Annotated in this window: 21 protein-coding genes; 12 read left to right on the forward strand and 9 right to left on the reverse strand. The window is 43.5% G+C overall.

What is annotated here, in order from left to right:
* The gene (locus tag A0128_RS11990) at window positions 1–1,119 is read right to left on the reverse strand and encodes a thiolase family protein (RefSeq protein ID WP_069607731.1); all 1,119 of its coding nucleotides are present in this window, start codon (window positions 1,117–1,119) and stop codon (window positions 1–3) included.
* Window positions 1,120–1,266: 147 nt separating this feature from the next.
* Here A0128_RS11990 and bfr point away from each other — a divergent pair, with 147 nt between their 5' ends.
* The 4 genes from bfr to A0128_RS12010 all read left to right on the forward strand — a co-directional run bounded on the left by bfr (window position 1,267) and on the right by A0128_RS12010 (window position 4,732).
* Window positions 1,267–1,734, forward strand: a complete 468-nt coding sequence (bfr, locus tag A0128_RS11995) for a bacterioferritin (RefSeq protein WP_069607732.1) — start codon at window positions 1,267–1,269, stop codon at window positions 1,732–1,734.
* A complete protein-coding gene (locus tag A0128_RS12000; protein ID WP_069607733.1) occupies window positions 1,731–2,984 on the forward strand; it encodes a THUMP domain-containing class I SAM-dependent RNA methyltransferase in 1,254 nt (417 codons plus the stop codon). The genes bfr and A0128_RS12000 overlap by 4 nt, the downstream gene beginning before the upstream one ends.
* A gap of 15 nt (window positions 2,985–2,999) precedes the next feature.
* Window positions 3,000–4,127, forward strand: coding sequence for an acetylglutamate kinase (locus A0128_RS12005; protein WP_069607734.1), 1,128 nt, complete (start codon window positions 3,000–3,002; stop codon window positions 4,125–4,127).
* 260 nt (window positions 4,128–4,387) lie between these two features.
* On the forward strand, window positions 4,388–4,732 hold the full coding sequence (locus tag A0128_RS12010) for a DCC1-like thiol-disulfide oxidoreductase family protein (protein ID WP_069607735.1): 345 nt from the start codon (window positions 4,388–4,390) through the stop codon (window positions 4,730–4,732).
* Here the strand turns inward: A0128_RS12010 and A0128_RS12015 are convergent.
* Genes A0128_RS12015 through A0128_RS12025 form a run of 3 tightly spaced genes read right to left on the reverse strand, consistent with a single transcriptional unit; the run spans window position 4,709 to window position 7,738 of the window.
* A complete protein-coding gene (locus A0128_RS12015) occupies window positions 4,709–5,404 on the reverse strand; it encodes an iron-containing redox enzyme family protein (RefSeq protein WP_069607736.1) in 696 nt (231 codons plus the stop codon). The genes A0128_RS12010 and A0128_RS12015 overlap by 24 nt on opposite strands.
* Window positions 5,405–5,415: 11 nt before the next feature.
* Window positions 5,416–6,483: a D-alanine--D-alanine ligase family protein gene (locus tag A0128_RS12020; protein WP_069609269.1), complete on the reverse strand. Its 1,068-nt coding sequence runs from the start codon at window positions 6,481–6,483 to the stop codon at window positions 5,416–5,418.
* Window positions 6,476–7,738 (reverse strand): KamA family radical SAM protein, encoded by a 1,263-nt coding sequence (locus tag A0128_RS12025; protein ID WP_069607737.1) that lies wholly within the window; start codon window positions 7,736–7,738, stop codon window positions 6,476–6,478. Before A0128_RS12025 ends, A0128_RS12020 begins: the two co-directional genes overlap by 8 nt.
* Before the next feature lie 98 nt (window positions 7,739–7,836).
* Here A0128_RS12025 and A0128_RS12030 point away from each other — a divergent pair, with 98 nt between their 5' ends.
* From A0128_RS12030 to A0128_RS12040, 3 genes are all read left to right on the forward strand, one after another.
* Window positions 7,837–8,511, forward strand: coding sequence for an HAD family hydrolase (locus tag A0128_RS12030; protein ID WP_069607738.1), 675 nt, complete (start codon window positions 7,837–7,839; stop codon window positions 8,509–8,511).
* A 43-nt stretch (window positions 8,512–8,554) separates the two neighbouring features.
* Entirely contained in the window at window positions 8,555–9,373 is an 819-nt protein-coding gene (locus A0128_RS12035; RefSeq protein WP_069607739.1) for a GerMN domain-containing protein, read from the forward strand.
* Between the two features lie 130 nt (window positions 9,374–9,503).
* Window positions 9,504–10,730, forward strand: coding sequence for a GGDEF domain-containing protein (locus A0128_RS12040; RefSeq protein ID WP_069607740.1), 1,227 nt, complete (start codon window positions 9,504–9,506; stop codon window positions 10,728–10,730).
* On the opposite strand, the gene A0128_RS12045 is transcribed toward A0128_RS12040, so the two are convergent.
* Together A0128_RS12045 and mqnC are read right to left on the reverse strand one after the other, a co-directional pair.
* Window positions 10,720–11,079 carry an LIC11299 family lipoprotein gene (locus tag A0128_RS12045; protein WP_069607741.1) on the reverse strand — a complete coding sequence of 120 codons (360 nt, stop codon included), beginning with the start codon at window positions 11,077–11,079 and terminating at the stop codon, window positions 10,720–10,722. The two genes, A0128_RS12040 and A0128_RS12045, sit on opposite strands and share 11 nt — an antisense overlap.
* A 324-nt stretch (window positions 11,080–11,403) precedes the next feature.
* Window positions 11,404–12,504, reverse strand: a complete 1,101-nt coding sequence (gene mqnC, locus A0128_RS12055; protein WP_069609270.1) for a cyclic dehypoxanthinyl futalosine synthase — start codon at window positions 12,502–12,504, stop codon at window positions 11,404–11,406.
* A 601-nt stretch (window positions 12,505–13,105) separates the two neighbouring features.
* Here mqnC and A0128_RS12065 point away from each other — a divergent pair.
* Window positions 13,106–15,196 (forward strand): heterodisulfide reductase-related iron-sulfur binding cluster, encoded by a 2,091-nt coding sequence (locus A0128_RS12065; RefSeq protein ID WP_069607744.1) that lies wholly within the window; start codon window positions 13,106–13,108, stop codon window positions 15,194–15,196.
* Window positions 15,197–15,732: 536 nt separating this feature from the next.
* On the forward strand, window positions 15,733–15,894 hold the full coding sequence (locus A0128_RS22120; RefSeq protein ID WP_156781830.1) for a hypothetical protein: 162 nt from the start codon (window positions 15,733–15,735) through the stop codon (window positions 15,892–15,894).
* Between the two features lie 457 nt (window positions 15,895–16,351).
* Here the strand turns inward: A0128_RS22120 and A0128_RS12075 are convergent, their stop codons facing one another.
* Window positions 16,352–17,959 carry a peptide chain release factor 3 gene (locus A0128_RS12075; protein WP_069607746.1) on the reverse strand — a complete coding sequence of 536 codons (1,608 nt, stop codon included), beginning with the start codon at window positions 17,957–17,959 and terminating at the stop codon, window positions 16,352–16,354.
* Between the two features lie 479 nt (window positions 17,960–18,438).
* Between A0128_RS12075 and A0128_RS12080 the strand changes: the two genes are divergently transcribed.
* The 3 genes from A0128_RS12080 (at window position 18,439) to A0128_RS12090 (ending at window position 20,977) form a co-directional block, all read left to right on the forward strand.
* Window positions 18,439–18,759: a hypothetical protein gene (locus A0128_RS12080; protein WP_069607747.1), complete on the forward strand. Its 321-nt coding sequence runs from the start codon at window positions 18,439–18,441 to the stop codon at window positions 18,757–18,759.
* Between the two features lie 186 nt (window positions 18,760–18,945).
* Entirely contained in the window at window positions 18,946–19,881 is a 936-nt protein-coding gene (locus tag A0128_RS12085; protein ID WP_069607748.1) for an ornithine carbamoyltransferase, read from the forward strand.
* Window positions 19,882–19,984: 103 nt separating this feature from the next.
* Window positions 19,985–20,977: an HpcH/HpaI aldolase/citrate lyase family protein gene (locus A0128_RS12090; protein ID WP_069607749.1), complete on the forward strand. Its 993-nt coding sequence runs from the start codon at window positions 19,985–19,987 to the stop codon at window positions 20,975–20,977.
* A 105-nt stretch (window positions 20,978–21,082) separates the two neighbouring features.
* Here the strand turns inward: A0128_RS12090 and A0128_RS12095 are convergent, their stop codons facing one another.
* Window positions 21,083–21,562 (reverse strand): LIC11177 family protein, encoded by a 480-nt coding sequence (locus A0128_RS12095; RefSeq protein ID WP_427854306.1) that lies wholly within the window; start codon window positions 21,560–21,562, stop codon window positions 21,083–21,085.
* A gap of 210 nt (window positions 21,563–21,772) precedes the next feature.
* Complete coding sequence (locus tag A0128_RS12100; RefSeq protein WP_245667149.1) at window positions 21,773–22,756, reverse strand: rhomboid family intramembrane serine protease; 984 nt, start codon at window positions 22,754–22,756, stop codon at window positions 21,773–21,775.
* Between the last annotated feature and the right edge of the window lie 154 nt (window positions 22,757–22,910).

The raw sequence follows: 22,910 nt of genomic DNA on the forward strand, positions 1-22,910 counted from the left end.
TTATACTTTGGAAAGAATCGTTGCAAAGTTGTTCACTCCCAGTCCGCCGATGGAAAGGGCGAGTCCGTTTTGAAAACGATTTTCTTTGTACATCCAAGTCTGAAGCTCGGCGATTTGTGCCAAGCCCGATACTCCGACCGGATGTCCCCTCGTTTTCAATCCGCCCGACGCGTTGATCGGAAGTTGTCCTTCAGGATGTGTTTTTCCCTCTTTCACATAACGTAGCGCTTTTCCCTTTGGAAAAAGTTCAGCGTCCTCCGCTCCGATCAATTCAAAAGGAGTGAATGCGTCGTGAAGTTCCGCGATATGTATGTTCTCCGGTTTTAGATTCGCTTCCTTATAAGCGCCTGCAAACGCAGCGACACTCGAAGGAAAACTCAAACTCCCCGGAGCCGAAGAAAGATTTCCAATCCCGTGTCCGATGCCGGCGATCTTCAATTCTTTTGAAGAATTCGTTTTTTCCGAACTCAAGAGCAAGGCGCTACTTCCGTCCGAAAGAGGAGAAATATCATACAAACAGAGCGGACTTGTAAAAAGAGGAGATTTAAAATATTCTTCTTCTGTAATATTCTTTCGGATATGTGCGTTTTCGTTTTGAAGGCCGTTGTCGTGGAGTTTTTTTGAAAGCGAATAAAGATCCTTTCGATCGTATCCGTATTCGTGAAGATAACGCGTGGCGATCATTCCCCCGCCCTGGGCCATGGACATCGCAAATCCTCTCTGACGCTCGGACAAGACACTTCCCAAAAGGAGATTGTTTTCTTCTCTTTCGAGCCGGCTCATCACTTCGGTTGCGATGACGATCCCTCTTTGAAACGCCCCCGATCGCAGAAGATACGCCGCTGTGTGTAACGCGCTCGCACCGCTCGAGGACGCGGTTTCGGTACGAATTACAAAAAGATTTTTAAGACCTAAACTTTCTTTGATTCTTGCGGGAAGAAAAATCTCTCCCGTATATCGTTCGGGAGCCATAGCCGCGAAAATAAGAAATTGAGGTTCAAACTCAGAATTTCGTTTGAGAAGTTGACTCGCGGTTTGATAAGAAAGAGAATGATAATCAAGTTCAGTTTTACCAAAGCGACTGAGTTGAGAATCGATAATGAAAACGGATGAAGACACTATAGTCTATGTTTTTGAAAATTGTGAGATTGAAAATCAAAAAAAATAAATCAAAGATAGACGAACGACTTTTCAGAGGACTTTATAAACTATCCTTGCAAATTTAAGAATGATTTTTATACTGAAAGGATAGAAGGGGAAAATACGATGAAAGGAAACAAAGAAGTTCTAGAAATTCTTGGCGAAGTTCTTGCCGCCGAACTCACAGCAATCAATCAATATTTTATTCACGCGAAGATGAACAAGAACTGGGGTTTTAAAAAACTCGCAGACTTTATGAAACACGAATCTATAGACGAGATGAAACACGCGGATGAAATCATCGATCGTATTCTTTATCTGGAGGGAGTTCCCGATCTTCAGAGATACATGAAAGTCGGAGTCGGCAATAACATCCAAGAGATTCTCAAAGTGGATCTCGAACTGGAATATGCCGCGATAGAAAGATTCAATAGAGGAATTGCAATCGCCGTCAAAAATAATGACAACGGAACTCGCGAACTTTTTGAAAAAATTCTCGTTTCGGAAGAAGAACACGTGGATTGGATCGAAGCACAACAGGAAATCATTCGTCAGATCGGCGTTGAAAACTATCTGGCGCAACAAATCGAGTGACGAATTTTAGAAACCCCGCTCCCAAAAAATCCCTTAGGTTGAAAGTAAGAAAGCCCGAGGGAAAATTTTCGTCCTCGGATCGTTCCAAAGAAAAAGAAGTCCCGTCCAAAACGGAATGGGACTTTTCAAAACCGGAAACGTTTGAATACCACGCTTCTTGCCCGGACGGTCTTTCCGGTTTGCTTCGGGAAGAAATCTTAGAGGCTCGGCTTACCGTCCTCGCAGAGAATCGCGGCGGCGTTTTCTTTCAAGGCTCCGCCAAGGCGTTAAAAGATTTTATTCTCACAACCGGAATTGCTTCGGGGATCAGCATTTCTCTGCGCTACTGGAGAGTGGATAGTCCCGAGGATCTTTATAACCAAGCGCTTCAATTCCCTTTTGAAAAAATCATAAGCCCGGAACAATCCTTTCGGATCGATTCTACGACCAAGGATTCTCTCAAAGACTCGCGTTATGCGACTTACAAACTCAAAGACGCTATGTTCGATCGTTTTCGCTCGAAGGGAAAAGAAACTCCGCAGGTTTCCAGAGACGAGCCCGATTTTTTATTCTATCTTCGTTCTCATTCCGATCACGCAAAACTTTCTCTGGGTTTAAATACAAGACCCCTCCAACAGCGAGGTCATGGAAGAATCGGAGGCGACGCTCCGATGCGGGAGATTCTCGCGTCCGCCCTGGTCCGTTATTCCGGCTGGGACACCAAATCTGTGTTATACGATCCATTCTGCGGATCCGGAACGATCGTCATCGAAGCGGCTTTAAAACTTTTGTACGGCGGTTATACGAACTACAGAAGTCTGGATTCTTCCCTTCCGTTTAAAAAACTTTTCGGAGAACCGAATCTGAAAGAAGAAGCGGGAAAGGTTTCAAAAATTCTAATATTCGCTTCCGATCAGGACGAAAAAGCCTTGAATCTGGCAAAACTCAACGCGAGAAACGCAGGAGTGGATCATCTGATTGAATTTTTTACCGCGGACGCAACCCTGTCCGAAAACGAAAAAGGGATTCAAGACGGCTTTATTGTGACCAATCCTCCTTACGGTGTTCGATTGGGAACCAAAGAAGAAGCCAAAGAAATCTACTTGGCCTGGGGTAAAAAACTAAAGGACCACTTTTCAGGTAACGTTTTGGCTCTTGTTTGCGGAGACACTTCTCTTTTGGGATTTCTAAAACTCAAGAAAGACAAGGAGCAGTCACTCACAATCGGAAAGTTGAAAGGAAAATTGGTTGCCTATACCTTGGGCAAATAATCTTATCGAATCGGAATGAAACATCAGGAAATTCTTCTTAAACTTTTAGAAGTCACTGAGAATACGAAGGATTCATTCCAGTTTTTAAAACTCTTTCGTTCCATAGAGCCGGAAAAATTTGCGGTGATCTACGCGGATTCGGGAACTCTGATGGAGTCCGCGGAAGCGCTCCTCTACAATCTCAAACTTCTTCACAAACTCGAACTCTATCCGGTTGTCGTTTTGGACAAGGATGGAATTTCTTATACGAATCTTTTTTATAGAAATCACACCAAGGAAGACACGGACTCCACGCTTCCCGGAAAACTATTTCGTCATTTCAATCAAGTGGAGACTTCGGTCGCATCCGCTCTTGCAGAAAATAAACTTCCGGTATTCATCGCTGAAGAAAGAGGAAGTGGTCTTTTTGAATTTCTTACTAATCTCTGTTCTTCTTTGAAGACTAAAAAACTTATCTACTTAAATCCTCGGGGTGGAATTTATTCCAACGGAGAGAAAGTTTCGATCTACGACGTGGATTCTACGATTTCACCGGATCCGATCGATTCGGTTCTATTTCATTCTTGCAATGAACTTTATAAAAACGTAAAGGACCCCGAATTCGGAATCGCAATCACCTCCGCCTCTTCTCTTTTGAAAGAATTGTTTACGATCAAGGGAAGCGGGACGCTCATTCGAAAGAAGAATCGAATCGACTTTATTTCCGATCTGAATTCTATTCCAAAACCTAAAATCAATCATCTCATCGAAACCGCGTTTCAGAGATCCTTGAAACCGAATTTTTGGAATCAGGAATTTGCGGGAATTCTTCTCGAGTCAGAATACAAGGGGTGCGCGTTGGTCAAAAACACTCCTTACGGTTTTTTTCTTTCGAAGTTCGCGGTAGACGAAATCGCGAGAGGAGAAGGAGTGGGGAGAGATATCTGGGATCAGATGGTCCAAAGATTTCCCGTGCTTTTTTGGAGAGCGAGAAAGGAGAATTCGATTTCCAAATGGTATACGAAAGTTTGCGACGGAATGCAGAAAGAAGGAATCTGGATCTATTTTTGGATTGGAGTTAAGGAAGAACACATTCAGCCGATCTGCACGTTTCTAAGAAATCTTCCTCAGGATCTAGAAGCGCCGTCTAACAATACGAAGTAGTCGGTAGATATTTTTTGATGTCGGCTTGCCCAACGAAAGAATTTTGTAAATTTTAAAAATGGAAGGTTTGTAGGAGTTCCTACAGAGAGAATCTTACTTGCAGAAAGTATGTTTTTCTGATAAGAGGGATTTGCCCCGAGGTTTTCCCGCCTCCTCACCCCTCCACCCAAGATCAGGGCGGGGCCGCGAAAGTTTCACGGCAAATGTAGGAACTACGACAGAGAGAATTTAGAAGAAATACGACAAGAAGAGAAATACTCATGAACGCATTAGTCTTTTTATACGATGGGGATTGTTCTTTCTGTAATGACCTAGCACAAAGACTTCAATTCTACAACCTCAATCCGAAGATTCGTTTTAAATCCTTTCGAGAATTTTCGGAAAAAGAGCTGAGAGAAATTCATCCCAGTTTGAACATCCAAGTCGCACAAGGAAATGTGCAGATGATTGCGGATGGAAGAAGATATCCCGGTTTTTTTGCGGTTCGAAAACTCAGTCATTCTCTCAGAGGATTTCGTTGGGTGGCTCCCCTTCTCTATCTTCCCCTGATTCCCATTTTCGGAATGATCGGAATGAATGTTCTAAAATCCCTGAAGAGTCGATAATCCTTCGTAAAAGACAAGCCTTGCGTCCAAGGCCAATCGATTCCCTTCCATAACTCTTTTTCTTTTTTCATCCGTGTCTGCTACTGACTCTATCAAACGAAAGAGTTTTTCGGAGTGAGATTCATCGGCGTCCAGGTTGACCTGAAAGAATTTACCTTCGGGCAAGGAAACTCTTCCTTTTAGCTCCTTGTAAGACATAAACATTCTAGAATATTCTAATTTTAGCAAGTATTCGTTCGCGGGACCGAGGGCACCGAGAGCCGAATAAAAATCGGTGGTCGTGATTCTTTGCATGAGATCAAGATAGGCTTTTGTCTCCGGCAGACGATGAGATTCAAAAACGACTTCTCCCATATCGGAAAGAAATTTTTTAAGAATGGAAACGTGAGAATCTTCGGCCTTCCCTTCTCCCAATTCTTCCCAGATATTTTGAACGAGTACGATCTTTGCGTCCAGATTGTCGCTGATCGCCGCGGTGTTTAAAAACCAATTTACAAAGTCGACACTCACGAAGTATTCCTGACGTAACCAAAGAAGAAGGTCTTCTTTTTCCATTCTTCTTTCTTTGGATTCCAACCAAAGATTCGCGGTCAAGACGGGATGATTGACGACCGATTCTTCCAGAGCGGTTCGAAAAGAAACGGTTGTTTGAGATGAGCGAAACGTCTGCATAAACTTCTGTTCTATTTTTTTGAAAGAATGGAATTCGTCTTTAACTTAGAATATAAAAATCGAGGAGATTCCCATTCCGAACGTGCGATCATTAGAATCTCTGAAAACAAGGATTTTTCCTCCCCTAAGCCCTGACGATAACAAATCGGAAAGGTAGAATAAAACGGAGACAATCCCGGAGTCAGGTTGATTTCCAAAAAGAAAGGTTCACCCGCATCGTCGCATTTCCAATCCAAGCGCGCAGGTCCGGAAGTTCCCAAGGCCTTACAAAAAGAAAGACTCTGTTCCTGAAGGAACAATTCCCTTTCTACCGGACAATCAAAGACCAAAGTTTCCGGCATAGCGCTCTTAGACTTTGTTTTTTCTCCATAGACTTCCTCTACTTTCAAATCCTCTCTCAGAATCAAACGCCCCGCGCGACTCGCGCGATAACCCGATTTCGATGAACCCATTACGGAAATTGTATATTCAGAACCACTCAAGTATCCCTCAACCAAATAGGGAAAGTATTCCTCCGGAAGGTCACGCGTCAGCGAACGAAGTTCTTTTTCGTTTTGAACGATACTTTTTTCTCCGATCCCGAGACTCGAACCCTCTCCGGAAGGTTTCAAAAAACAGGGAAACACGACCTCTTTTGAAAGAACAAAATTCTTTCGAGTCTCATATTCAATGGAGAATCCTGGGGCCACTGGAATTCCTAGAGACTTGGCAAAGATCTTCGTCAAATTCTTATCCAAAGAAACGTTTTGAGCGAATGCGTCCGATCCGGTGTGCGGAAATCCAAAAAATTCGGCCGTCGCAGGGACCAAGGCTTCTCTGTTCCGAGAACGAAACCCTTCCATCAGATGAAAAATCACCGGTCGATCCTTAAAACCTAAGGAAGAATATTGATTCAATTTTTCTAATAGATCTTTCGGCGTCGTCACGAGTTCGGCAACTTCCCCGAGTTCGTTTAACAATTCGAGAATCCTCTCAATGGAAGCGGAAGATTCCCATTCTTGTTTGTAAGAATCCGGAAACTCTCCCGTAAACTCGTGGAGATCTGCGTAGACGATTACGGTGGAAATCGCCTCACTCATAGGATTTTTTTTCTTTTGCACCCAGGCTGTCCGGAGAAATTCTTTCCCAGGTTTCCAAAGTGATCTCAGGATAACTATCTTCCATCGTAGAATCGGGAGGTTCCGGACTGACGTGATAGGTTCCGCGTAACGCGGATCGAAATACGTGCATCCTTTCCGGTTTATAATAACCCAGATACCAATCCGGAGTGAGAGTGATCTTGCCTCCGCCTCCGGGAAGATCGTTTACGAACTGAGGAATTCCCATTCCCGCGATTTTTCCCCGAAGATATCCTACGATCTCGATTCCTTTTGCAAGAGGAGTTCTAAAACCTCGAGAACCTGGAATCAATTCGGGATCGTACATATAATACGCACGGATTCGAAGCTCTAACAGTTTTTTATGAAGTTCTAACATAGTTTCTCCGGAATCGTTGATTCCTTTTAGGAGAACACATTGATTCCCGACGCTCACTCCCGCTTTGAGAAGTTTTAAGACCGCTTCCTTCGCTTCGGAGGTGCATTCCTTTGAGTGATTGAATTGTGTATTACAAAAGATGGACAACCTGTCCGTATTGTGAGATTCTATTATATTACAAAGTTCGTATGTGATTCGAAATGGAAGTGTGACCGGGTTCCTCGTTCCGAGCCTGCAGATTTTTACGTGCTCGATCTTTTCGAGTCTTTCCAAAATCCAATCGATCTTAGAATCGCTCAAGTTCAGAGGATCTCCTCCGGACAAAACCACGTCCCTGATTTCAGGATGGGATTCTATGTATTCAAAACAGGCTTCGAGGTCTTCGGAAAGCATCCTCTCCTTGGAATCGGAAACCTTTCTTCCCCGCATACAATGTCTGCAATAGACCGAACACTCGTGATTGGTAAAAAGAAGAACTCGATCGGGATACATGTGTGTGAGTCCCTTCACGGGAGAAAGTCTTTCCTCGTGAAGAGGATCGTTTGATTCTTCCGGAGAAAAGATCGTCTCCGCTTCCCTCGGGAGAATCATCTTTCGAATCGGATCTTCTATGTCTTCGGGGTCTGTAAGAGAAATGTAATATGGAGTAGCCGAGACGTTCAGTCGAATCGTGTCTTGTAATCCGATTCTTTCGCTCGGAGTCAGTTGGAAGTAACGCTCCAGTTTTTCACCTTGGACGCGATTTTGCAACTGGGCCTTGTAGTCGGTCCAGGCAAAGGACGAAAAAAGCTCCGAACGATTCTGCAAAATCTTTTGTGGAGAGGAAGCGCCGGTTTGACTGAGATCCGAAGTTTTCATGGAGGAGATACTTCCTATTTTCTCCGCGTCCGGGGAAAATCAAGCAAAGGGAAAAAGAAAATGCCAAAAGGACCCGTTTTCAGAAACTGTCCCCAGAAATGACTTCCTTTTCCAGCGATTCTCTCCAAGCTCTTGCCTTCGACGTAGACGGAACCTTGTTTTCTTCGGAGGAAATCATTCTCCAAGTTTATAAGGACTCAATCGAACATTTTTCGCAAAGCTCCGGAATTCCCCTCGAATTGCCTTCGAGAGAAAGAATCATGGACGAGATCGGAAAGCCGGTCAAAACCATTTTCCTCAACCTCCTTCCCCAACTCGAAGAAGAACAAAGAGATACGATCTCAGACAGCGTTCTTCGATTCTTATGTCAGAGAATCCGAAACGGAGAGGGAGAATTTTATCCTCAAGTAAAAGAAACGATCGAGTCTCTTTCCAGAAAAGGATTTCGTATTTTAGCGGCTTCCAACGGAAGAAGACCTTATATAGAAACCATTCTCGACGTAGCAGGAGTGCTTCCCCTCTTTGATCCGATTCTCGTCATAGACAACGAAAGGATCAAAACCAAGGGAGGAATTCTCAAAGAATACGTAAAACTCTACGGACTCGAACCCGAAAAGATTCTCATGATCGGAGACAGACTTTCGGACTACGACGCGGCCCGTCAAAACGGCTGTCCTTTTGCGTTCTGCACATATGGACACGCCAATCCGGGAGAAATTCCGGACTTCGAGATGGAGCTCAAAAACCTTTCCGATCTCACAAAACTCCTCTGATTTTTGCCTCCATAGAATCCGAATTCTTTCCGAAAATGTTAGAGTGCCGGATTCGGAAAAAAGAAAAAATCTCATCTTCATTCTAACAGGGATTATCTTTACGTTAGTGCTTTTGGATAAAAGTACCGGCTCGGGATTTTCTCTTTCAGGAACGGGATTTCAGGGTTTTCGAAACATCGGAAAGATGAATCCGGAAACTCAAAATTCCAATCGAGGAAATCTCAATCACAAAGAAATGATGGATCAGGCCGAGGATGAAATTCTCGGAGAACTCATGCAAAACGGAGACGTTCAAACCTCGTCTTCCGAAAATTCAAACTCGATCGAGGAAGATCTAAACGAAGAAAACCTTGTTCCCGTTTTAGATCCTCAGATTTCAGAAACACAAAAAAAAGAATCCACGACCGCTCTTCCCACGGAAAAGGGAGAACTGGCCCTCTACTTTCTCAAGTTCTATGGAAAGGGGAGCAAAAGTCATTCCAGACTTGTAAAGGTTCTACGACTTTCCAAGGGTGGAGATCGAGTGAAGCTCATCTTAAACTCGCTCATAGCGGGTCCGGTCAGCGCCGAAAAAGAAAAAGGAATTCTCAATTCGATCCCTTCCAATCTCAGCTACGATCCGGACTACAGAATCGAAGACGGAATTCTTCAGGTTTCTCTGAGCAGCGATTTGGAAAGAAGCGCCGGTCCTGAAATTCTCAAGGACCGAATCGACCAACTCACCTACAGTCTTATGGAGAATCTTCCGATTTCCGGAGTTCAGCTCCGAATCAACGGAAAATCGGTGCGTTCTCTCGGCGGAGAAGGAATGCCACTCCCCTCCGTTCTGACAAAAAATCCCCGAAAGATCGTAGTTTTTTAAAATTCGACACTGTTATTTTTTTCCAAATTCGGTCGAATTCCTATGCCAGGGATATCGAACAAATCATGATTGTTTAAACGGAGCCATTTTTAAAATGGGGAAGCAAATCCGGTTTCGTCGTTAAAAATAAATGAGATATAGTTTCGGAAATAATCAAAAAATAAAACTCCTCACTCGGAGAGTTTTTTTCAATCCATTCCCGGATGATTATCTGAAAATCTATCAACCGGATATCCGAAGAGCGACCGTCATTTATTTCTTTCTCTGTATTGGAATCAGCATTCTTTCCGCTTTGGTTCCAGACGGAGCCAATCCTTTTGGAGAAGAAAACCGTCTTCTCATCTACTCTCGATTTACGGTCGTTTTCTTATCAGGGGTTTTTGCATTCTTACTTATAAAATGGAAACATTTTTTTCGGAGAAGAATCGAGAGGTTCAGCATTCTTTCTTCAGGGACGATCGTATTCTCCGTTCTTCCCTTTGTCTTTTTGGATTCGGAAAGAATGGGACTTTACTTTCATTTTTTTACCGCGTTGGTCGTGAGCGGAAACATACTTCTCTGGTTTACGGGAACCACGGTGATCTTTTTCAACTCCCTCTTCTATTTTTCTCTCGTAGTTTGTACGACAATCACTGGTTTTGCGATGCCCCTTCAGCATGACTTTGCGATCATCTTGATTTATCTTACGACAGGAGTGATCGGAAATCTTCTGATCAATTTCTGGAGAGTGATGGATCATCGAGCCAAGAAAAAATTGCAGAAGGCGGTGAGTAAACTCCGAGACAAAAACATTCAGATCGAAAAGATCTCGAAGGTGGACGAACTCACTCGTCTTTACAACAGAAGATATCTGATCGAACAGTTCGAACTCTTTTTAAAGAGAGCGCAACGTTATCGATTCTCTCTTGCGATGATCATCTTGGATATGGATTATCTAAAAGACATCAACGATTCTTATGGACATTTGGCGGGCGATCAGGCGTTACGAACGATCTCGGAAGTGATGAAACAGAGAGTGAGAGCCACCGATATCTGTTCTCGGATCGGAGGGGACGAATTTTGTATTTTACTCGACGCGATTAAGGGAGAAGACCTTTCTCAACTCTGTGAAAAACTAAGACTGGAAGTTTCCGAAAAAGAACTTTCGTATCGCACCAAATCGGGGGATCCGGTTAAAATCACGGTCTCGATCGGAGCTTGTATTTTCGGCCCGGAAGAAGAATTCAGTTTTGACGATATCTATCACTCGATCGATTCCGCTCTCTACGAATCCAAAAAGAAGGGAAGAAATCGAGTTTCGTTTATAGAACCCGTTCGCTATTTTCCGAAAGAAAATCCGAGAGCCTTTACTTCTTAGGAGTTGGAAGTTCGTAGTGATACGTGATTTCGCAGTAAACTCCCTCTTCTAAATATTTCGTATTCTTGAGTTCCAAAAAAAACTGTCTGTTCTTTTGATCCGGTTCCAGTTCTTCCAGCTTGCGAGTTGCGATCGTCTTCGCCGCCGTACAAGAAGTATTCTGCATTTTGAATTTATCGTTTTCTTCCACCGAAGAAGAAGAGGCCTGACCGATTGAGACGAGTTCGTATTTATGAGGGCCGAGCGTTTTTACGGTAACGCCTGTGTCCATGTGAAGTCTTTCCTTTACTTCGTGAGCACAGGAAGTAAAAGCCAAGGTAAACACCAGAATGCTATTGAAAATCTTCATCTCTTTCTCCTAATCGTCTTTTTATTTGGAAGGACGTTCTCTTTATAAGACCTTTTTCTTTCTAAAAACGGATTCTTCCCTTTTTTAATTCTTATCTCGAAAGCCTTGGGGAAGAGTCATCCTTTGTTCCGACAAATCTATTTTTTGTAAATATAGGTTGATCCGGATTTCAAGTCCGTTCTCAAGTAGAATTCGGCGAGATCCATCTCAAAGGACGAAACGAAAATTTTCGGATCTCGCTTTCCTTTAGAAGAACAGTCCTCGGATAAAAATTTCCCTCTTTTTTCGAGAAGATAAAAAGACGATCGATTCAAAAAGAATTTTCTAAAGACTCTGAGCCAATTCATTTCCGTAACGATCGTAGTTGTAGAGAAGATCTCTTCGTTTTGGAACAAACCCGCCCTCTTTCAAAAACTTAATCGCTTCTTTTTCTGTCTTGAGTCCGTAAGAACGAAGTACATTTTCTTCGATCACCACGGAAGAAATGTCATCGGCGCCGCTCGTCAAAGCAAGTTGTCCGACTCCCTTTCCAAGAACCATCACGGAGGTTTCAATATGAGGAATGTTGTCTAAGAAAATTCTACAAATCCCAAGGACCTTTAGATATTCTTGCGTGGAAACCGCGCGGACCTTAAAACGTTTTGTCTGCGGCTGAAACGTCCAAGGAATAAAGGATAAGAATCCTCCGGTTCGGTCCTGGAGGTTTCGCACAACGCTCAAATGTTCGATCACTTCTTCTTTTGTTTCTTCGGAACCGAAGACGATGTTCGCGCTTCCCGGAAGCCCCGCCTCGTGACAGGTTTCCATCGCGCGAACCCATTCTTCCGTAGTCGCTTTTTTAGGAGAAATGATATTGCGCATTCTATCCGTAAGAATCTCCGCTCCCGCTCCGGGAACCGAATCCAAGCCCGCTTGTTTTAGAATCTGCAATACTTCTTTGAGAGGAAGTCCGGTGATCGTTTCTAAGTTGATGATTTCCACCGGAGAAAAAGCTCGGATATGCATGTCCGGATATTTCTTTTTTACGGAAGAGATGACGTTCAGATAATAATCAAAAGGAAGATCCGGATAAACTCCACCTTGGAGAAACATCTGGTCGGCCCCTTCGCTCACTGCGTAATCCATCTTTTCCAAAATTTCTTCGGTGCTTAAGACGTAACCTTTTCCGCTTCCGATCTCATCCATAAAAGAACAAAAACTGCATTCCACGTTGCAGAAGTTTGTGTAGTTCACGACGCGAAACATCGTATAACTCGCCTGAGTGTGAGGAAAAATTTTTTCTCTGAGGGTTCTGGCAGTCGCCATGATCTTAAGGTGATCGGCTTCCTTATAAAGAGAGAGAGCTTCTTCCGGAGAAATGCGAACTCCGTCCAAGGCTTTTTCTAAAATCAAATCGGTTGGATGAGATGAAAAAATTGAGGCCACTTGTGCTCCTGTGTTCCAGGCGTATTTCGAAATTGGTACGCCCTTCAATCTTTGGACTGATTCCTTATTTTGCATCTTCTTTTTTAAAGGAAGAATGGACTCTGTCAAGACTCTTTATCTAAAAGAGACTTTGTCTCAATTGAACGCAGGATCTGCTTCGCAAAAACGTAAGAGTTCCCACACCGGATGTTTCACTATAAAGTCAAGATCTGCTTCGGGAAAACGTAAGAGTTCCCACACCGGATGTTTCACTATAAAGTCAAGATCTGCTTCGGGAAAACGTGAGAGTTCCCACACCGGATGTTTCACCCCGAAGTCAAGATCGGCTTCGTAAAAAACGTAAGAGTTCCCACACCGATGTTTTACGGCAAAGTCAAGATCTACTCCGCAAAAACGTGAGAGTTCCCACAATTCGCGATCCTCTTCCAATCCAGTAGGAACTCTCACAAGTTCTCATCCTTCTAAAAAACCATTGAGTTTCAATCTCAAGAACGATCGTTCTACTTTAGATCCTCGATTTGAAAATTCCTCGACAGGGAGGTTCTGGATTCCTACGCTGTAAATCAAATCACCAATCCAAAAGAAAGGGTAACTCATCAATATGGCAATTTCTCAAATCGCCTTTCACGTGATCTTCACGATCCTATTCGTCATCGCGAATGTAGTTTTTATCCGTGCGATTCTTTATCGCCTTAAACTGATCTTCAACGCAAGAAAAGCTGCGGGGACCGAGAACTTTCTGGAAAACCCAAACTGGGGATTTAGAATCAACAGTTTTATCCAGAACGTGATTCTCCAGAAGAAGAACTTCAAAGAACCTCTTCGCGGAATCATGCACGCGTTTATCTTTTACGGCTTTGTAATTTATACGATCCATACCACGAGCCAGATGATCTCTGGTTTGATCGGTTATGGAATGGATGATCCTTACAAGTTCTCCCTCGTCGGTTTTCTTTTTGGAGAATCAATCGGACATTTGTATGAATCCATCGTTCAAGTAGTTTCGATTTTTGTCTTGATCGGTCTTGGATTCTTTGCTTGGAGAAGATGGATTCAAAAAGCAAAAGGACTGGATGTTCATTCTCCCGCGTCTGCAGTCGTAATTTCCATGATCTCCATTCTTATGATTTCCACCCTTTTGGGTGAAGGCGCAAAAGCGGTGGGTGCGGTTTACGACAGCCCGACTGAAAACGCTTCTTTTATCGCCGCGGGAATCGGAGCCGTTTGGAAATCCATCGGTGTGGAATATTCCACCGCCGACCTGGTAGTTCAAATCACTTGGTGGGTCCACATTCTTTCCGTATTCGCCTTTATGCTCTACGTGCCGACTTCCAAACACGCTCACTTGATCTTCGCACCTTTCAACTATTTCCTTCAATCCGATACTCCAAAAGGAGCTCTTTCTAAAATCAATTTAGAAGATGAGAATGTGGTCTGGGGAGTAAATCGTGTGGAAGACTTTCCTTGGCCGAACCTTCTCGATGGGATGTCCTGTATCGAGTGCGGACGTTGTCAAGTTCAGTGCCCGGCAAACAGAACCGGAAAAGTTCTAAACCCAAAAGCAATCATCGTAGAACTCAAACACGCACTTCTTGAAAAAATGCCGGAAGTTGCAAAGATTCGTCTGGAAGAATCCGACGCCGCTGTTGCCGCTGAAAAAGTTGCAGCACTGGATACGGCGGTGATCAACAACTACGAAGGTCTTTCGGAAGAAGCCCTTTGGGGTTGTACTACTTGTTACGCTTGTGTCGAAGCTTGTCCCGTTGGAAACAACCAAGTCAACGCGATCCTGGAAATGAGAAGACACTTGGTTCTTGCAGAATCCAAATTCCCAGTAGAACTTCAAAACGCATTTGTGAACATGGAAAACAACTCCAACCCTTGGGGTGTAGGAGCTCACACGAGAGCGGATTGGGCGGACGGACTGGGTGTAAAAACCATGGCGGAAGATTCCAACGTAGACGTTCTCTACTGGGTCGGTTGCGCCGGAGCCTTTGATGAAAGGAACAAGAGCATCGCTAAATCTTTCGTAAAAATTCTCCAGAAAGCGGACGTGAAGTTTGGAATCTTAGGAACCGAAGAAAACTGTTCCGGAGATTCTGCAAGAAGAGGTGGTAACGAATATCTCTACCAAACTCTTGCACAGACAAACGTGGATACGATGAACGGATACAACGTCAAAAAAGTTGTGACCGCTTGTCCACACTGCTACAACACGATTAAGAATGAATATCCTCAGTTCGGAGGAAACTTCGAAGTGGTTCACCATTCCGAGTTTATCAACGATCTCGTAAAAGAGAAAAAGCTGGATGTAAAAACGGCGGAAGACGCTTCTTCCGGAAAATACACCTATCACGATTCGTGCTACATCGGTCGTTACAACGATAACTACGAGAACCCAAGAGACGTTGTTAAAAAAGTTGCCGGTGGAAAACTCGCCGAACCTTCCGATCACCACTCGAAAGGTCTCTGTTGTGGAGCCGGTGGAGCTCAGATGTGGATGGAAGAACAAAACAACGATCGAGTCAATATCAAGAGAACAAAACAACTTCTGGATACCGGTGCGACTACGATCGCCACGGCTTGTCCTTTCTGCGTGACCATGATCACCGACGGTGTGAAACACGAAGGAAAAGTGGAAGAAGTAAAAGTAAAAGACATCGCGGAATTGGTCGCGGACAATCTTGCTTAAACGATTCTAACTTAGAATTTACCGTTAAAAAAGCCGGTCTTAAAAAAGCCGGTCTTAAAAAAGCCGGCTTTTTTATTTTCTTCTTAGATTGTTTCGATTCCAAGAATCGAAACTTTCCTCTGAAAACCATCTTCAAGTCTTCGTTTGAAGCTTTTTTCATTTTAGAATTCTTAAAAAGAGACGGAGTTTTTTTTCGTATTATCTCGGATACGGACTTCAAGTCCGATTTCAAGTTATTTTTCAGGAAGAGATTGTTCGTCGGAAAAAATAAATCCCTTTTAGAAGTCGCTTCGAAAGTAAGAGTTCCCACATTTTCTTAAAAAAATCGACTTACTTCAAAAAAAAAAATGAGTATTTTAGAATATTCTAAAATACAAAATTGTTTCCATTTCATTCAAAACATTCTTTTCACCTTCATTTCAGATTTCGCCGAAACGTATAATTTTCTAAAAAAATCTCCGCTTCGATTTATAGGAAGATTGAATTTCCCGATGAATCAAAGATTCGCTGGAGTTCCAACAAAGTCAGGAGAATCTATGAAAATCATTCCGGTTACAACGCTCCAAAAAAAATCAGAACTCACCCACTCCGTCTATGCAAACGATTATCACTTGATCTTTGAAACAAGAAAAAAGGTTCCTTGGTTAAATCCGCATTCGATGATTCAGATTCGAAATCTCTTTCGAAAAAAGTGCTAAGAATTGAACTTAAAAATCTTTCTCATAAAAGGATTTTGGTTCCTTTTTATTGGGTCTTTGGGAAGAGGATGAAAACTTTTAAAGAATCCGTTTGACGATTCCGCAAAAACCTTTTAAAAAAAGGGCTTCCCGTTTGAACAAATGGGTTTAAAAAAAAATAGGCGAAGTGGTCAAAGACCTCTTCGCCTCAAAGACATCTGGTGCAAATACGTATTGTATGACTCAGAAAAAATTCAGATTCTTACTTTCTAAATTCCCTTTTTTTTAAGAATCGAATTCGATTCTCCCCAAGGGGGTATGATTTCGATAGCGGTGAAAGTCGTTTGTCACAAAGTAAAGTCTGACTTATTGACAAGAATGTGGGCTTAAACTGGAAAAGCCCCTCTTTTCAGAGAATTCTTCTAAGGGCTTAGGCTTCCAAAGTCAACTTTGGTTGAAGGAGAAAAGTTGGAATTCTTTAAGAGACCGGCGGGTAATCCAAAAGAGTTATTTCCGGATTCTTCTTTTGAAAGTATCCTTTGTCCCATTCCGTATCAAAGAGAAGCGCGGCGCGACCGCCCCGATCGGAGACAAGATTCGCCGAAGAAGGAACTTTCGAAAGATCTTCCTGCGCAATCCAACAAGAGATCGCATACGGAAGAATCGTGATCGTGGACGGTGCGTTGTATTCGTCCATAAGTCTTCTCTTAAAAACTTCGAACTGGAGTTGCCCCATCGCTCCGATGATCGGCAATCCTCCACCGACGGTCTGCGAAGAAAAGAGATGCAGAATTCCCTCTTCCGCGAGCTGATCGATTCCTTTTCGAAAACTCTTCATACTCGCGGTATCGGAAGACGAAATCGTTGCAAAGAGTTCCGGAGCAAACACCGGAAGTCCTTTCAGATCCGGAACCTTGGAAGTCGCGACGATATCTCCGATCGCATAGGTTCCGGGATTTACAAGCCCGATGATATCTCCGGGATACGCTTCGTCGACCGTGTTTCGATCCTGTCCAAAAAACGCAAAAGAAGAAGAGAGTTTAACAGATTTTCCTAATCTTCCGTGAAGGACGTTGAGTCCTCTTTCAAATTTTCCGGACGTAACTCTTAAGAATGCGATTCGATCCCGATGTTGACGATTCATGTTCGCTTGGACCTTAAAGATAAATCCGCTAAAAGGAGTATGAATCGGATCGAGTTTGGATCCGTCTTTTAGCGGAAAAAACATCGGAGGTGGTGCGATTTTTATAAATTCATCCAAGAACAATTGAATTCCAAAGTTGTTCACCGCCGAACCGAAGAATACGGGTGTGATCTTGGATTCTAAAAAGTCTTCTTTGTTAAACTCGGAGATGCCGCCTTCTACGAGTTCTAATTCTTCTCGGAACGCTTTGATGACCCAATCCTCAAATCGAGAATCCAACTCGGGGTCGTTGATTCCGGATGTTTGGAAGGAAGATTTTTGACTTCCTCCGGGAGTTTTGTCATAGGTAAGAATGGATTTATCTTTTCGAGAATAGACTCCGCTGAAATCAACTCCAGTTCCGATCGGCCATACCATCGGAACCGCTGCAATTCCGAGAACCTTTTCGATCTCATCCAAGAGTACAAAGAGATTCTTTGTAGGTCTGTCCATCTTGTTGATAAAGGTTACGATCGGAATTCCTCTGTCTCTACAAACCTTGAAGAGTTTGATCGTCTGAGGTTCGACCCCCTTTCCGGCGTCGAGTACCATCACTGCAGTATCCGCTGCGATGAGAGTTCGGTAGGTATCTTCGGAGAAGTCTTCGTGACCGGGAGTATCTAAGAGATTGAGAACGTGTCCGCTGTATTCAAATTGAAGTGCGGCGGATGTGATGGAGATTCCTTTCTCTTTTTCCATCTCCATCCAGTCGGAAGTAGCGGCCTTCCGATTCTTTCTTGCCTTTACGGCTCCGGCGAGTTGGATCGCGCCTCCGTAGAGGAGAAGTTTTTCAGTGAGGGTTGTTTTCCCTGCATCCGGGTGAGCGATGATCGCGAAGGTTCTTCTTCGCCGGGTTTCTTCTTCTATGCTTTGATTTTGTTTCTGCGCTATCGTCTCGCTCATAGAATTTGCCCTACCCAATTCCAGATTTTTCTTTCAAATCGGAGTGTCAGCAACTAAACTCCGATTCGAAACAAGCGAACTTTTATTGGATAGAAGGTTTGAAAGAATCAGAGCTTGTATTCTAAGAGTGGCACATTGTCGTAGTTCCGACGCTCCTCCGTGAAAGACGCGGGCCCCACCCGCGTGGGGTGGAGGAGGAGAGGTGGCGGGAAAAAATCGGGAGACTTTCCTCTATCACAAAAAAGCAAGTTCTGCAACCAAATTTCGAACCTCAAAGATTTTGTCGGAACTCCGACAAAATTCTCCAACAGCGCTTTTCCATTCTTAGAAGCACCTTTCTGATTTCAACTCCCTCGATTCTTTCAAAGAATTTCCAATGCCGACTTTTCTTTTTTTCTCACGTTCGTATTGATCGGGTAAATCGATTGTAACAGGAATCGACTACATTCTTTTTTATCTTACAAAGACAAAGGTGTTTTATGGAAGGGATTCCCCTCACTCCATCCAGAGTTCTCAAAGGATTGAAACTTCATATCGACGGACTCGAAGAATCTTTCGATATCTTAAAAATCAGAGAAGACGGAATCACGATCTCTTCTCAGAAAGAGTTGAACCTCCTCGTCGGATCTCCCTTGAGCGGCCAGATCGCTACCCCCAACTTAAACCTTCAGTTTCGATTTCACGGAAGTTTACAAAGACAGGTTCTCAGACCGGATCAAAACGGATTTATCTTAGGAATTCAATTTCATCAAACCACAAGATATCCGGATCTCCTCATCGCACTGGAACTGGCTTCCTAGTTTCCTTTTTTCTTTTTTGCATTCGTTCCCGACAAACCATGAACCTTAAAGGGGCGTTTTTGGCCCCGTTTTTTTAATCCCAACCCCCTAAACTGCCTCGCTCCCTACGGGCAAGTTCGGCGTATCCACATTCATCTATTTTCATTTACGAAACAACTTCCGTTTTGTTTTCTGTACATATCTCGTATGTCTGAAAGTAACGTGAAACATCTGATTTCCTGGGAAGACTGGTCGGATTCTGAAATCGTCGATTTGCTCAACTTTGCAATTCATGTAAAAAAGAATCGGGTCAACTACGCGGGTCATCTCAGCGGAAGAACTCTCGCGATGCTCTTTCAAAAAACTTCCACAAGAACCAGAGTTTCCTTTGAGGTCGCGATGACCGAGATGGGAGGTCATGGAATCTATCTGGATTGGATGGCGTCTAACTTTCAACTTTCCGACATCGATCTGGAAGCGAGATATCTTTCTAGAAACGTCTCCGTCATCATGGCTCGTCTCAAAAAACACGAAGACCTCTTGGCGATGAGAAACGGATCTCAGGTTCCGGTCATCAACGGTTGCGACAATATGTTTCATCCTTGTCAATCCCTCGCCGATGTCATGACGATCGCCTTGGACAAACCGGATCGTCCCTTAAACCAAGTAAAACTCACTTACATCGGAGTTCACAACAACGTAGTCAACTCCCTCATCGGGATCACGGCGGCCTTGGGAATTCATCTTACCCTCGCGACTCCGATCGCGGAAAAAGAAAACATCCACGAAGGCACCGTGGAAAGGGCCAAGTCAAAAGGAACCCTCGCTTGGGAAAAGAATCTCGAGAAGGCAGTGAAAGACGCGGATTATATCTACACGGATACCTGGCTCGACATGGAATTCTTCAACGATCCTTCTTACGCCGATAAGAAAAAAGAAAGAATGGAACTCATGATGCCGTATCAGATCAATTCTTCTCTTATGGAAAAAACAAACGCAAAGGTCATGCACGATATGCCGATCCACGCAGGTTATGAGATTACAAGAGACGTCGTCTTGAGTCCAAGATCCATCATCTTTCAGCAGGCAGAAAATCGTCTGGACGCTCAAAAAGCAGTCATTCTAAAACTTCTCGAAGCGTAACCTTTCCGAAAATCGGTTTACCAGAGGCCTGTGCTTCCGAAACCTGTATTTAGAGCCTTTTCACCCTCACTTGCGGGCTCGAATAAGAATTAAAGGTATCTCTATGTCTAAATTGACTCATCCAAGAGAGGCGCTCTTCGAAGGAGAAAAGCCTTTCCCTATCATTCCTGCCTGCGAACACTTCGCCGGTTCCGAAAAGCTAATTACAAAAGCCCTTGAACTCCAGAACAAACTCGGCGGTCTCTTCGACATTACAATGGACTGCGAAGACGGAGCTCAAACCGGGAAAGAAAAAGAACACGCAGAATTGATCGTTCGTCTTCAGAACAGCGAGCTCAACAAACACAACATGAGCGGCGTGAGAATTCACGATTATACAAACGCATACTGGAAACAAGACGTAGACATCATCGTTCCGGGCGCTGGCGCAAAAATCGCATACATCACAATTCCAAAACCGACTCGCGCGGCCCAAGTGGAAGAGATGATCTCTTATATTCAAAAAGCGGTTCAGAAAGCGGGAATCAAAAGAGAAATTCCGATTCACGTTCTAATCGAAACCAACGGAGCCCTTCAAGAAATCGAAAAGATCGCGGCCCTTCCTTGGTTGCAAGTTCTTGACTTCGGTTTGATGGACTTTATCTCGGGACACCACGGAGCGATTCCGGCTTCCTGTATGAAAAGCCCTGGTCAGTTCGACCACGAACTCTTAAGAAGAGGAAAGGCTAACTTAGTGGCAGCCGCTCTTGCAAACGGAGTAATTCCAGCTCACAACGTAACCCTGGATTTGAAAAATCAGTATCAAACTTACAAGGACGCAAAACGCGCCCACGACGATTTCGGCTTTTTAAGAATGTGGTCCATCTACCCAACTCAGATCCAAGCGATCCTCGACGCGATGGCTCCGGATTACAGCGAAGTGCAAACTGCGTCTGAAATTCTCATCCAAGCTCAAAATGCAGAATGGGGACCGATTCAGTATGCGGGCGATCTTCATGACCGCGCGACTTACAGATACTTCTGGGAAATTCTTCAAAAAGCAAAATTGACCGGAATTCCGGTTTCGGAAGAAGCTTCCAAAAGATTCTTTAGCTAATCGGATTTTACAAAAACCGATATTCAAAAAGCCGCAAGTGATTGCGGCTTTTTATTTCTTGGATGAGGTTTGGAAAAAGAGAAGCGGGATGGAATTCTTTACTGATTATTTAAGGAACTTTTCCAAAAGTTTAGCGATCAGTTCGTTTAAACTTTTTTCAACGTAATCCCAGGATTTTTTATTCATGGGTTCGAGAGGCATTTTTTTATTGAGTTGTTTGAAACGATCAAAACTTTCTCTCGCGTATTCCAGATACTTTCTCGGGTCGATTCCGAGACGGTCGAGATGACCTTCGCTCTTATTATAGATTCCGGCTACTTTATCTCTGTATTCGTCTTCCAAAAAATAATAACGAATATCCAATTTGATTTCGTCCATTGCCTTATAAATCTTCATTCCCTGCCCTTCTTTTTTTTCTATTGGAGCAGTCTTATCATCGAAATTTTCCGAGCCTGAAGATTTCTGATTTTCTTTCGAACCGGCGACCTTGGAAGCGGAGTTTTGATTTCCCTTAATCAACTTCTCAAGTTTTTCACGTTTTAAAATATCAAATAAAGCGCTCTTCTTATGCTTAGTCACGATCAAAACCTATCTCTTGCTTAATTATGCCGACCCAAAATCAGATCTAAACCTTCGATAAAACCAAAGGTCGGATTCCGTTTTTAGGAAAGAATCTATTATTCTTATCGGAAGATACACGTATCCCGTCCATTACTAACAGTTCATGAGACGTTTTTTATTATAAAAAACGAAGGTTTTCGGAGGGAACAACAAGTTTGAAAGAATTGGAAACAATTAATTCCCTGAATTCTGCTCCATTTGATTCCTTCTCAGCGCGCAGTTTGGTAGCCACTCGCAACGAAGACAAAAAGGATCTTCCGGTTGAAAAGTCGGCGGAGGACACAAATTCACGTTCGTTTGTTGCAAAGGAGTCAGAAATGTTTCCTTCTCGGAAAAGGAATTGATCTTTGCCAGTTCGCCTAACAAATCACGATTCTTTCGACTCTGAGTATCCAAATCCTCGGTCATCGAACGTGCCGTTGGAACGGACGACGGAGCGGATTCTCTCTGAGTTTGTTTTGGAAAGATTTTTCCAGCGTCCAAAAGATTTCCTTTTAAGATCCAAGGCGCGACCAGAGTCGCACCGATCGCTCCGCCTAAGTGACAAGAGTTGCTGATAAAAAATGGAGAATGAAAATAATACATGGAAATGAGGTCCGCTGTGTAACCCACTCCGACGATGATCCAAGGCGCATAACGGGCTTTCATTCGAAAGAAGATCAGAAAGACTTCGGTCTCAGGAAATAAAATTCCAAAAAGAACAAGAAGCCCCGTGATTCCACCGCTCGCTCCCAAGGTCATCGTTTGAAAAAGATCCATCGGATACGGAATTCCTAAAACCTGGAGAAGAACCGGAGCCAACGCAACCGTAATACCGCCGACCAAAATCGAAACCGTATAAATGACAGAGAATTTCCAAGCGGGAATGTATTTGCAGATCAAACCGCCAAACATCACCAAAACATACATATTTAAAAAAAGATGAACGAAAGGAGTTCCATGAACGTCGTGTAAAAATCCGTAAGTGAAGATCTGCCAATATTCACCGTGAAAAAAACGGGCGGGAGTCAGTGCGAAATAGTATTCAAGAATTCCAGTTCCACCCGCAAAAAGTTGAAGAATGTATATGAGTACGTTTGCTAAGAGGAACAGATTGATCGGATGAAAAATGGAATAACCGAAAAGCGAGATTCCGTTTCGGTATTTTCTTTTTGCCATATAGGATAGAATACGAACTGTGGTCAGAGAGTCAAGCAGGCAAAGCCGGGGCAAAAAATCACCCCGGGTTTCCCCATTCTCCGGGAGAAAGAGAATGATTTTCAATCACTCTCTTTAAATCGAAAAAAAAGCCCCCATCCTTTATAGCCGGCAA

Origin of the sequence: Leptospira tipperaryensis (assembly GCF_001729245.1) — a bacterium.
Lineage (GTDB): Bacteria > Spirochaetota > Leptospiria > Leptospirales > Leptospiraceae > Leptospira > Leptospira tipperaryensis.